Genomic DNA, 12762 nt, shown 5'->3' with positions numbered 1-12762 from the left:
GATCTGTTTGGAAAAGACCTCTTTTCCTGACCCTGATTCATCTATTGAAAGATAGTGATCAGGGTCCCCCTTTTAAATAAGACGTAAAGCATAATCAATAGAAGGAATTTACATACAGAAAGGAGTGCTACAGATGAGCAGCCAGTGGATATTTTTAAGTGGCGAATTCGTAACGAAACAGGAAGCATCAATCTCGGTTTACGATCACGGTTTTCTATATGGAGATGGGGTGTTCGAAGGTATCAGGGCATATGAAGGAAATATCTTTAAACTGGATGAACATCTCAACCGGCTGTATGATTCGGCTAAATCGGTCATGCTGGAGATCCCTTACAGTAAAGAGGAGCTGGAGGAGATTATTGCGGAAACGATCCGTAAGAATGAACTGGAATCAGCTTACATCCGTGTAGTCGTATCCCGGGGCATCGGGGATCTCGGTTTAAATCCTGTCTCCTGTTCAAAGCCGCGGCTGGTAGTCATTGCTGAAGCACTTTCCTTATTCTCGAAAGAACTTTACGAAAGAGGGGTACGCCTCGCTTCCGTTGCCAGTCGACGTAACAGACCCGACGTCCTTCCTCCGCAGGTTAAATCGCTGAACTATCTGAACAACATTCTCGTTAAGATGGAAGCGAACCAGGCAGGGGTGGATGAAGCCCTCATGCTGAATGACCAGGGCTATGTGACGGAAGGATCTGCTGACAACGTATTTATTGTAAAGAACGGAAAGATTTACACTCCTCCCGTATATCTGGGAGCTCTCGAAGGAATTACGAGGAATGCCATTATCGATATAGCGGATGAGCTAGGCTACCAGATAATGGAACAACCTTTTACGAGACATGACGTATACGTAGCGGATGAAGTGTTCCTGACGGGAACTGCGGCCGAAGTTATTGCAGCGGTGGAAGTGGACAGGCGCATTATCGGTGACGGAAAACCGGGAACCATTACCAACCACCTCCTTTCCGAATTCAGGAAAGTAACGACGAAAGATGGACATAAAGTTTACCCTTCCGGCGAAAAAGTCCAGGCCGGTTAAAAAAGGATATGCAAAGCGATGACGGGAAGAAAGGTTTAGGGGATCGTATTCACAGAGAGTCAGGGTTGCTGAAAGCCTGACAATACGTCTTAAATCGACATCGTCCCTGAGTGCTCATGCTGAACGGTAAGACCCAGTAGGCGGAGCCGGGTGTCACTCACCCGTTACCAAAAGAAACAGAAGCATTCTGTTTCATGAGGCAAAGCTGAAACTTTGCAAAACAAGGGTGGTACCGTGGAAAGCAAGACCTTTCCGCCCCTTTACCGGATATCCCGAGGCTTCAATGTGGCCTGCGGGATGAACTGTAGAGGGACGGAAAGGTTTTTTATTTATACCGAAAATCATTAAGACAGGAGGATGATGAATATGAGGGCCAGCACAGAACCGAAACCGGCAGAAGGCAAACAGCAGACGATAAAGACAGGGGCAGATCTACTGGTGGAAGCGTTGATTGAACAGAAAGTCGAAACGATATTCGGCTATCCGGGAGGAGCCGTACTTCCGATTTACGACGCGTTATACCGGGCTGATGGAAGTTTTGACCATGTGCTGCCGAGACATGAGCAGGGAGGGATACATGCAGCTGAAGGGTATGCCAGAGTTTCCCGTAAGCCGGGAGTAGTCATCGGCACATCCGGTCCCGGGGCAACTAATCTGATTACAGGTATTGCGGACGCTATGATGGACTCTCTGCCTCTTGTAATTTTCACCGGACAGGTTGCCAAGAACGTCATAGGGACGGATGCTTTTCAGGAATCGGACGTTATGGGTATAACGACTCCGATTACGAAACACAACTATCAGGTTCAGGATCTCGAAGAATTGCCCCGTATCGTTAATGAAGCCTTTCATATCGCTGCAACCGGAAGGCCGGGACCTGTAGTAGTCGACATCCCTAAGGATATTTCGGCGACGGTGTTCGAAAGGGACGTAAAAAACGAATTCCATTTACCGGGATATCAACCGACGGTCCGGCCTAACCCTCTGCAGATCAACAAACTTCGTGAAGCTCTTATAGGCGCAAGGAAGCCTGTAGTTCTGACAGGTGCCGGCATACTCCATGCAGGGGGGACGGAAGCTTTGAAATCATTCGTCAGCAATTACGACCTGCCCGTCACATCCACCCTTCTCGGTCTCGGCGCTTTTCCTGGAGACCACCACCGGTTTCTGGGAATGGCAGGGATGCACGGAACGTATGCTGCGAATATGTCTCTTTATGAATGTGATCTTCTTATTAACATAGGCGGGCGCTTCGATGACAGGCTTACAGGAAATCTTCAGCATTTCGCTCCAAACGCGAGAATTGCCCACATCGACATCGACCCGGCTGAAATAGGTAAGAACGTACCTACGGAGATTCCTATAGTTTCGGATGCGAAAAAAGCACTGGATAAACTGAACGAACTGGAACCCGCCACCCTCGATCACGCGGAATGGGTGGAAAAACTGGAAAGTAACAAACAGAACTATCCACTCTGGCATAACGAGTCGGAGGATGTCATTCTTCCTCAGTATTTACTCAGAAAGGTTCACCAGCTTACGGACGGAGAAGCGGTAGTAACGACAGATGTCGGTCAGCATCAGATGTGGGCGGCCCAATATTACACCTTCAATCGCCCGGACCGGTGGGTGACTTCAGGAGGTCTCGGAACGATGGGCTTCGGTTTTCCTGCAGCTATTGGAGCACAGATTGCTGATAAAGACTCTACTGTGGTAGCCATCGTCGGAGACGGAGGTTTTCAAATGACGATGCAGGAAATGTCACTGCTTCAGGAAAGGGGACTTCCGGTGAAGATCATAATCGTCAATAACCAGGCTCTCGGAATGGTAAGGCAGTGGCAGGAGAAATTTTATGACAAACGTTATTCCCATTCCATCATAGATACTCAGCCGGATTTCGTGAAAATGGCTGAAGCCTACGGACTGCACGGCTATAAGATGGAAAGCATCCAGGAAATCGACCGGGAGCTCGGTGGTATTCTGAACAGCGATAAGCCGGCGGTTATCGATTGCCGGGTGGTACAGCAGGAAAACGTCTATCCGATGATAGCTCCCGGAAAGGGAAGTCACGAAATGATTGGAGTGAGCAAGCCTTGAAGCGAATAATAACAGCGGTTGTTCATAACCGGAGCGGGGTTTTGAACCGTGTGACCGGACTGCTGTCCAAGCGGCAGTTCAATATCGAAAGTATATCTGTCGGGCGTACGGAAACCGACGGAGTCTCGAAAATGACGTTCGTGGTAGATGTGGAAGATGAGCGGAAACTTGAACAGTTTTCCAAACAGCTGAACAAACAGATTGACGTAATTAAAGTATCGGATATTACGGATAAACAGATCGTGGCGAGAGAGCTGGCTATGATAAAAGTGCTCACTACCCCGCAACAGCGGGGTGAGCTTCAGGCCATCATCGAACCTTTCCGGGCAACTGTCATCGATGTAAGTAAAGAAAGTATGACGGTACAGATAACCGGAAATTCGGACAAGGTGGATGCGATGATCGAGTTGTTAAGGCCATACGGGCTGAAAGAACTGGCTCGGACCGGGCTCACAGCCTTCACGAGAGGGCAGCAACTGCATCAGACAGAAGTGAAACCTTATTCTATTTTGAACTAATTATCGAGGAGGATGTTAAATATGACAACGACAGTTTATTATCACAATGATATCAATGAAGAGGTACTGCAGAACAAAAAAGTGGCTGTGATCGGTTATGGCTCCCAGGGTCATGCTCATGCCCTGAATCTTAAGGAAAGCGGCTTCGACGTAGTAGTAGGTCTCCGTAAAGGAAAGTCCTGGGACAAAGCGGAACAGGACGGAGTGGAAGTGAAATCGGTAGCGGAAGCGACGAAAGCAGCAGACGTTGTGATGGTCCTTCTGCCGGATGAGTATCAGCCGACAGTTTTCGAAGAGCAGATCAAACCGAACCTTGAAGCAGGAAATGCACTTGCTTTCGCACACGGATTTAATGTTCATTTCAATCAGGTAGTCCCGCCGTCGGATGTTGATGTGTTCCTTGTAGCCCCGAAAGGCCCGGGTCACCTCGTGCGTCGTACATTTGAAGAGGGGGCCGGCGTACCTGCTCTTATCGGGGTAGAACAGGACCCGAGCAATCAGGCGAAAGATATTGCTCTTGCGTATGCCAAAGGAATCGGCGGCGGACGCGCCGGGGTTCTTGAAACGAGCTTCCAGGAGGAAACCGAAACGGACTTGTTCGGAGAACAGGCAGTCCTCTGTGGAGGAGTTTCCAACCTCGTGAAAGCAGGTTTCGAAACATTGACAGAAGCAGGATATCAGCCGGAAGTCGCTTACTTCGAATGTCTCCACGAACTGAAGCTGATTGTCGACCTTATGTATGAGGGCGGAATTGAAAACATGCGTTACTCCGTTTCGGATACGGCTCAATGGGGCGATTTCGTCTCCGGTCCCCGCGTAATCAATGATGAAACGAAAGCCCGCATGAAAGAAGTGCTTGAAGACATTCAGACCGGTAAATTTGCAAAAGGCTGGATCCTCGAGAATAAAGCGAACCGTCCTGAGTTTGAAGCAATCAGCAGACGTGAGAATAACAGTCAGATTGAGGAAGTGGGCCGGGAACTTCGTAAACTGATGCCGTTTGTCAAAGGCAAATCCGAAAAAGAGAAGGAAGTGGTAAATCATGGCTGATATAAACGTTTTCGATACGACACTAAGAGACGGAGAGCAATCTCCGGGAGTGAACTTGAATCGTCTCGAAAAACTTGAGATCGCCAAACAGCTCGACCGCTTCGGAGTGGATATTATGGAAGCCGGATTCCCGGTTTCCTCCACTGAGGATTTCGAATCGGTGAAAGAAATTGCCCAGACGGTAAAAAATGCATCGGTTACCGGGCTGGCCCGTTGTCACAAAAAAGATATCGATGCCTGCTGGAATGCATTGCAATACGCTGCAGAGCCGAGGATCCATGTTTTTCTTGCCACCTCTCCCATTCATATGAAGCATAAGCTGATGAAAACCGAAGAGGAAGTGATCAGCCAGGCTGTGGAAGCTGTAACCTATGCGAAAGAACGCTTCACTCACGTACAGTGGTCGGCGGAAGATGCTTCGAGATCGGATCTTGATTTTCTCGTACGTATTATCGAAAAAGTAATCGATGCAGGAGCAACAGTCATTAACCTGCCGGATACCGTCGGGTACACCACCCCGGCAGAGTACGGTGCTATGTTCCGTTACATCAGGGAAAACGTGCCGAATGTGCAGAAGGCCGACCTTTCCGCTCACTGCCATGATGATATGGGTATGGCTGTCAGCAATACTATTGCCGCTATCGAAAATGGAGCCACCCAGGTCGAAGGCACAATCAATGGTATCGGGGAGCGGGCCGGTAATGCAGCAATCGAGGAAGTCGCCATCGCTCTCGAGATAAGGAAAGATTTTTACAAAAAATCTATCAACATCAATTTGAAAGAGACGAAACGCACGAGTGACCTCGTCTCCAGACTTACGGGGATGGCCGTACCCGGAAACAAAGCGGTCGTCGGCCGGAACGCTTTCGCTCATGAGTCGGGCATTCATCAGGATGGTGTACTGAAAGAAGCTTCCACGTATGAAATCATCACCCCTTCCATGGTAGGAATCGATTCCAATAGCCTGGTGCTTGGAAAACATTCGGGCCGGCACGCTTTTGCCGGAAAAGCGGAAGAACTCGGTTTTCTTAATCTCCCGGAAGAGAAATTGAAAGATGCCTTTATGACTTTCAAAGATCTCACCGGGAAGAAGAAAGAAGTGACAGACGAAGATATTTTCGCAATTCTTACGGATAAACAGACGGAAATGGGCCACATGCCTCAATACAAAATGCATGCGTTCCAGGTTCATTACGGAAATATGAGCCGTCCTACCGCCACGGTCATGCTGAATCGTCCGGATGGGGAAGATACCGAGAAGGCTCATACCGGAGAAGGGAGTGTCGAAGCTCTTTATAATACAATTGATGCGCTCGTTGACGAAGACATTCATCTCGAAGACTATCAGCTCAGTTCCATAGGTCGGGGCCGTGATGCGTTAGCGGAAGTCCATGTGCAGATGACGGTGAACGGAGAGAAAACATCCGGCAGAGGATCCGCACAGGATGTTCTCGAAGCTTCGGCTAATGCGTTTCTGAATGCTGTAAACCGTACCCTGTATAAACACGAACGTGTTCCTGTGAAAGAAGCATAATATAAGGAGGAGAGGTCAATGAATAAACATGTTGTATTGTTGCCGGGAGACGGAATAGGAAAAGAAGTGATGGAGTCGGCCCGCCTTGTTCTGGAAGCTGTGGCAGAAAGGAATGGCCATCACTTTACGTTCGAGGAGAAGCTCATCGGAGGCGCGGCGATTGATGAGATGGGGGACCCATTACCCCGGGAAACAGTGGAGGCTGCAGAGGAAGCCGACGCCGTTCTTCTCGGGGCTGTCGGCGGCCCTTCCTGGGACCATCTGCCCGGTTCCGGACGTCCGGAACAGGGACTTCTCGGTATTAGAAAGCAACTCGGTTTATTCGCGAACCTTCGTCCCGTGAAAGGATTCAGACAGCTGCTGCACGCGTCACCACTGAAAAAAGAAGTGGTGGAAGGCAGCGACCTTCTGATTGTACGTGAACTTACAGGGGGGCTGTACTTCGGCGAACCACAGGAAAGAAGTGAAGACGGAGAAGGGGTGGTCGATACCCTTTCCTACTCAAGAAAAGAAATCGAACGGATTGTGGAACAGGGATTTGAAAGTGCCCGGAAGCGGCGCAAGCAGCTGACTTCGGTGGATAAAGCGAACGTGCTTGAATCCAGTCGTATGTGGCGAGAAATAGTAGAGGAGAAAAGGGCGGACTACCCCGATGTGAAAGTCGATCACATGCTCGTCGATGCAGCGGCAATGAAGCTGGTGACAGACCCGACTTATTTCGACGTAGTCGTAACGGAAAACATGTTCGGTGATATTTTAAGTGATGAAGCAAGTGTACTGACCGGATCTCTCGGCCTTCTGCCTTCTGCCAGTCTCAGGGAGGACGGCACCGGTCTTTATGAACCCGTCCACGGTTCAGCCCCTGATATCGCAGGAGAAGATAAAGCCAATCCGCTAGCGATGATTTTATCAGCCGCAATGATGCTCAAACACTCTTTCCATATGGAGAAAGAAGCGGAACATATTGAGAAAGCGGTCCAGGAAGTTCTCGATGCCGGTTATCATACGGCTGATCTTTCCGTTGTGAACGGCACGGAACTTGGATGTACGGATCTTACAAGAAAAGTTATCGAACAAATTACCTCAGAGGATACAACGGTCAACATTATGCGCTGTTATGCCTGATGGAAAGGAGAAACCGGTATGAGCCAACCTGAAACTATCATAGAGAAAATCTGGAATAAACATGTCGTACACCAGGAGGAGGGGAAGCCGGATCTCCTGTACATCGACCTCCACCTGGTACACGAAGTGACATCACCTCAGGCCTTTGAAGGTCTGCGGATGAACAGCCGTAAAGTAAGAAGACCGGATCTGACGTTTGCTACGATGGATCATAATGTTCCTACTATTCATCGTAACGTCATCAAAGATGCCGTTTCGAAAAAACAGATGGAAACTTTGGAAGAGAACTGTGAGGAGTTCGGTGTCTCCCTTGCTGACATTCATCACCCGGACCAGGGGATCGTTCACATTATCGGCCCTGAGCTCGGGTTGACCCAGCCCGGCAAAACGATCGTGTGCGGAGACAGCCACACCTCGACACACGGAGCTTTCGGGGCCATCGCTTTCGGGATCGGGACGAGCGAAGTGGAGCATGTGCTTTCCACACAGACCCTGTGGCAGGCTCCTCCCAAAACAATGCAGGTGAAAGTGAATGGAAACCTGGGAACCGGGGTGACCGCGAAAGATCTCATCCTTGCTATTATAGCAAAATTCGGCGTCCGCTTCGGTTCCGGGTACATCATGGAATATACCGGGGAAGCGATCAGGGAAATGTCTATGGAAGAACGCATGACAGTCTGTAATATGTCCATTGAGGCAGGAGCCCGTGCCGGTCTGATCAGTCCTGACGAAAAAACTGTCCAATTTGTGGAAGGCAGGAGACATGCTCCGAAAGGTGAAGAGTTTGAGAAGGCTAAGAAAGAATGGCTGGCTCTGGCTACGGACGAAGGAGCCGTTTATGATTCTACAGTGGAAATCAACGCAGATGAAATCGAACCACAGGTGTCCTGGGGGACGAACCCTTCCCAGTGTGTTCCGGTTTCCGCTTCGGTTCCCGATCCGGAGACAGTTACGGACGACGAAGATGGTGTAAGAAGAGCCCTTGAGTATATGGGGCTTGAACCGAATCAGCCGATTGAATCCATTGAACTGCAGCATGTATTCATCGGTTCCTGTACGAACGCCCGTCTCGCCGACTTAAGAAAAGCGGCCAGGATGATCGAGGGTCGAAAAGTTCACGAGGGGATAAGAGCTATGGTAGTGCCCGGTTCGTTTGCTGTAAAACAGGAAGCGGAAACAGAGGGTCTCGATCGGATTTTTACGGAAGCCGGTTTTGAGTGGAGATCTGCCGGGTGCAGTATGTGTCTCGGTATGAACGATGATATCGTCCCTCCCGGTGAACACTGTGCTTCCACCTCGAACCGTAACTTTGAAGGCCGTCAGGGAAATGGAGCCAGAACGCATCTGGTCAGCCCTGAAATGGCAGCTGTCGCAGCTGTAGAGGGTCATTTCGTAGATGTGCGTAACTATACTTCGGCTGCTGAAAGGGTGATTTGATGGAAGCTTTTGTGAGACATTCGGGTCTTGTTTATCCGCTGAACCGGGCTAATATAGACACGGATCAGATAATACCCAAACAGTTTCTGAAACGTATTGAACGGAAAGGCTTCGGGAAATTTCTTTTCTACAACTGGCGCTACGATGATGACGGAAATCTTCGTGACGATTTTTCCCTGAACTATCCGGAGTATCAGGACGCTTCCGTTCTTGTCGCCGGTGAAAATTTCGGCTGCGGTTCTTCACGGGAACACGCTCCATGGGCAATTCAGGATTACGGCTTCCGCGTTGTCATTGCGCCGAGTTTCGCTGATATCTTCTACAGTAACTGTTTTAAGAATGGTATTCTGCCAGTTCAGCTGAAGGGAGAAGAGGTATCGCAGATTATGGACCGTGCCGAGGGCGGTGAGTGTTATCTCAGCATTGACCTTGTCGACCAGATAGTATTTGATGGTACAGGGTGGTCGGCAACATTCGAAATTGACGAATACCACAAAAATATGCTGCTTAATGGATGGGATGAAATATCTGTTACGTTGACGTATGATGACGCGATTTCAGCTTTTGAAAATCAGCAGAGCTAAAATAGCACGTGTAAAACCGAACTCCGACGTTCGGTTTTTTTCTTTTTATAACGGACAATTGCTCTGAAACCTTCTGTATTCCTTCCTCAATGATGTGCGACATGTCATCTTCTAAACGGGGACATCTCTGTAAATATGGAACCTAATTGAGAATAAATATCGTTGACTTTTTCATTGTTTTTATATAACCTTACGTGTAGATGAGAATATATCTCAATTACATATGTAGAGGAGAGGGACCCATGAAAAAGATTTGGATGATCACAGTCCTTTCTTTCCTGGCTGTTGTGCTGGCAGCTTGTGGAGGAAACGAAGAGAAGTCAGGGGATAGTAATAAAGAAAACGAAGAGCAATCCGGTAAAGAAGAAAGCAAGGACGACTCCCGCAGTGTGACGATAGAAGATGCGACGGGAGAGAAAACAATAGAAGGAACTCCGGAAAAAGTCGTCGTTCTCGAATGGAGTTATGCGGAACATATGCAGGCACTTGACACAGAGCCGGCAGGAGTTGCGGACAAAGAAGGATTCGGTAAATGGGTGGACACCGGTAAAGAACTCGGTGAAAATGTCGAAGATGTAGGAACGAGACAGGAGCCGAACCTGGAGGCTATCTCCCGTCTTGATCCCGATCTTATTGTAGGGGTCAAGTTCCGCCACGAAGGAATCCAAAAACAGCTGGAAGAAATCGCTCCGACTGTAATGTTTTCTCCTTATTCTAAAGAGAATGCAGAAAACCAGATGGCTTCCATGAAGTCCGATCTTAAAACGATGGGTAAAATTCTGGGGAAAGAAGAAGCAGCCAGTAAAAGACTGGACGAGATGAACAGTCATTTTGAAAAACAAGCGAAGCGTCTTGAGGAAGCCGGAGTCGGTGACATCAACTACGTAATGACTCAGGCGTTCACTGCTCAGAATACTCCTACGCTGAGACTATTTACGGACAATTCGATGGTAGCTCAGGTAATGGGCGAACTGGGGCTCGAAAACTCCCATTCCTCGGACGAACTTGAAATATACGGTTATACGGAAACGACAGTAGAAACGTTGCAAAATTATCAGGACTCCCACTTCTACTACATTGTTCAGGAAGACGACAATATCTTTTCTGATCAGTTGGCGGGTAACCCGGTCTGGGAAGAGCTTGAATTCGTGAAGCAGGATCGTATGTATAAGATGCCGGGGGATACATGGACGTTCGGCGGTCCGATTTCGGCTGAGAAACTTGCAACACAGGTTGCAGATGCTACAATCGAAGGAAATAAGAAATAAACGGAAAAGGCGCGCAGTAAATGATGCGCGTCTTTCTGCTGTATAAGGAAAGAAGGATTGGTTATGATAAATCGGGCAATGGCCTTGAAAACTTTTCTGGTTTTCGGCGGAGGCTTATTTTTACTGATACTGCTGACCTGGATACATATTAATCAGGGGAATATTTCCATACCCGTATGGACGGTGTTCGAAGCCGTTTTTTCTCCCGAAGACACTTTGGAACACCATACCATCAGAGTTCTGAGACTGCCGAGAGCTGTCATGGGTATTGTAGCCGGTGGGGCCCTGGCTGTTTCGGGAGCAGTTTTACAAACTGTAACGAAGAACCCTCTCTCCTCCGCCAGTACACTCGGTATTCATTCGGGAACATATTTCGCCGTGATAGTGACTACCATTTTCTTCCCGCTTGCTATGATAATGAACGGTATTATTACCGCTTTTATCGGAGGAGTAGTTACGTTTTTAATCGTTTATATACTATCCGGCGGAGGTGATGCCACCCCGGTGCGGATGGTTCTTGCCGGTATGATAGTGACGTTCCTGTTTTCTTCTCTGACGAGCGTCCTGCAGATATTTTATGAAAATGAAACTCAAGGATTGTTTCTATGGGGAGCGGGAACTCTTGTACAGAACAGCTGGGACGGGGTCCGGTTCGCTCTTCCTGTAGTCACGGCGGCTTTTCTCCTCTTACTCGGTGCTGCCCGGAAACTGGATACGCTGAAGCTCGGGGATGAGGTGGCTACTGCTCTCGGTCAGAATGTGAAAGCCGTAAAATTTGTGACTATCATATTAAGTGTACTGCTTACCTCGGTAACAGTGAGCGTCGTAGGACCTATCGGTTTCGTGGGGCTCGTGGCCCCGCATATAATTAAACTGATCGGTTTTCGTTCCCACGTCCCTCTTCTGCTCGGTTCGTTCTTATGGGGGGCGGTCGTACTGCTGATGGCAGACGTCCTCGCAAGATATATCGATCCTTCCTTTTCGGAACTTCCGGTTGGAGCGATCACTGCGCTGATCGGTGCCCCGTGGTTGATTTGGCTGGTCCTTCGAATGAAGCGCAGTGGCAACACGGATGGAGGATCCGTGATGGCCGGGTCTTCCCTTGTTCAGATGAGACTTCGGGTGTTATTGCCGATTTTTTCGATACTTGTTTTACTGGTTCTGTTCGTCAGTATGTCGACCGGTAATTACGGGTTCGATCCTGCCCAGACGATAGCAGTTTTCCAGGGAGAAGCGGAATCATTTATCCGTAATTACATTTTGGAACTCAGGCTGCCACGGGCGATTGTGGCATTTACGAGCGGGGCTATACTTGCTGTCAGCGGACTGATTTTTCAGGGCGTACTCAGGAACCCGCTGGCGGATCCTTCGGTGATTGGTATCACTTCCGGGGCCGGAGTCGGGGCGCTGTTAACCATGTACGTCTTTTCCGTCTCCGCTGCCTGGATACCGCTTGGGGCTATGGCAGGAGCGATCGTATTCTTTATTATCGTCATGGCTCTCGGGGCTAAAATGGAGTTCCAGCCGACGATGCTTGCACTTCTCGGTATCGGAGTAAGTGCTTTCGGTCAGGCGATCATCCAGATTCTGGTGGTCCGTGCCGATATGGGTGTTGCCTCGGCATTGACATGGCTCTCCGGCACGACGTATGCAACAGGATACGGTGAATTGCTCAGTTACTTGTTATGGCCGGTATTGCTTTTGATTCCTGTCCTTTTCTTCTACATCAAGAAGCTGGACGTTCTGGCTCTCGGGGATGACACTGCGAAAGGGCTTGGTCTGGATGTGCGTTCAGTCCGTTTTCAAATGGCACTAATAGCGACGCTCCTGGCTGCGAGCAGCGTTGCAGCTGTCGGAGCCATCGGATTTATCGGTCTGATCGCCCCCCATGCGGCACGTCTCTTTGTAGGTACAGTTAATCAGCGGCTGCTTCCGGTAGCGATGATGATAGGGGGACTTCTTCTGGTGGTGGCTGATCTGTTCAGCCGGACTCTTTTGGCTCCGGCTGAGATACCATCCGGTATTCTCGTAGCTGTTCTCGGCGCTCCTTACTTCCTCTGGCTGATGAAGCGAAGATCTGCCTGATATATGATATGATGAAAGACAAAAA

The 12762-nt window shown here is 49.1% G+C and carries 10 protein-coding genes; all 10 read left to right on the top strand.

Features of this window, described 5'->3' with window-relative positions; genetic code table 11:
• The first annotated feature begins 133 nt into the window (after positions 1-133).
• The 10 genes from ilvE (at position 134) to BLU03_RS01555 (ending at position 12737) form a co-directional block, all read left to right on the top strand.
• Positions 134-1039: a branched-chain-amino-acid transaminase gene (gene ilvE / locus BLU03_RS01600; RefSeq protein ID WP_008589532.1), complete on the top strand. Its 906-nt coding sequence runs from the start codon at positions 134-136 to the stop codon at positions 1037-1039.
• A 366-nt stretch (positions 1040-1405) separates the two neighbouring features.
• Positions 1406-3136: a biosynthetic-type acetolactate synthase large subunit gene (gene ilvB / locus BLU03_RS01595; protein ID WP_093105085.1), complete on the top strand. Its 1731-nt coding sequence runs from the start codon at positions 1406-1408 to the stop codon at positions 3134-3136.
• Positions 3133-3654: an acetolactate synthase small subunit gene (gene ilvN / locus BLU03_RS01590; protein ID WP_008589537.1), complete on the top strand. Its 522-nt coding sequence runs from the start codon at positions 3133-3135 to the stop codon at positions 3652-3654. Before ilvB ends, ilvN begins: the two co-directional genes overlap by 4 nt.
• A 21-nt stretch (positions 3655-3675) precedes the next feature.
• Positions 3676-4704, top strand: coding sequence for a ketol-acid reductoisomerase (gene ilvC / locus BLU03_RS01585; protein ID WP_076569506.1), 1029 nt, complete (start codon positions 3676-3678; stop codon positions 4702-4704).
• Positions 4697-6238, top strand: a complete 1542-nt coding sequence (locus BLU03_RS01580) for a 2-isopropylmalate synthase (protein ID WP_076569508.1) — start codon at positions 4697-4699, stop codon at positions 6236-6238. Before ilvC ends, BLU03_RS01580 begins: the two co-directional genes overlap by 8 nt.
• 18 nt (positions 6239-6256) lie before the next feature.
• Complete coding sequence (gene leuB, locus BLU03_RS01575) at positions 6257-7363, top strand: 3-isopropylmalate dehydrogenase (protein ID WP_076569511.1); 1107 nt, start codon at positions 6257-6259, stop codon at positions 7361-7363.
• Between the two features lie 18 nt (positions 7364-7381).
• Complete coding sequence (gene leuC, locus BLU03_RS01570; protein ID WP_008589544.1) at positions 7382-8800, top strand: 3-isopropylmalate dehydratase large subunit; 1419 nt, start codon at positions 7382-7384, stop codon at positions 8798-8800.
• The gene (gene leuD, locus BLU03_RS01565) at positions 8800-9384 is read left to right on the top strand and encodes a 3-isopropylmalate dehydratase small subunit (RefSeq protein ID WP_008589546.1); all 585 of its coding nucleotides are present in this window, start codon (positions 8800-8802) and stop codon (positions 9382-9384) included. The genes leuC and leuD overlap by 1 nt, the downstream gene beginning before the upstream one ends.
• Before the next feature lie 242 nt (positions 9385-9626).
• A complete protein-coding gene (locus tag BLU03_RS01560; RefSeq protein WP_093105082.1) occupies positions 9627-10652 on the top strand; it encodes an ABC transporter substrate-binding protein in 1026 nt (341 codons plus the stop codon).
• Positions 10653-10715: 63 nt separating this feature from the next.
• Positions 10716-12737, top strand: a complete 2022-nt coding sequence (locus BLU03_RS01555) for an iron ABC transporter permease (protein WP_093105079.1) — start codon at positions 10716-10718, stop codon at positions 12735-12737.
• The last annotated feature ends 25 nt before the right edge of the window (positions 12738-12762 follow it).

The sequence above is a fragment of the Salimicrobium album genome (assembly GCF_900107115.1).
Lineage (GTDB): Bacteria > Bacillota > Bacilli > Bacillales > Halobacillaceae > Salimicrobium > Salimicrobium album.
Note: the sequence above shows the minus strand (reverse complement) of the source record. Positions and strands in the feature narration are given on the sequence as shown.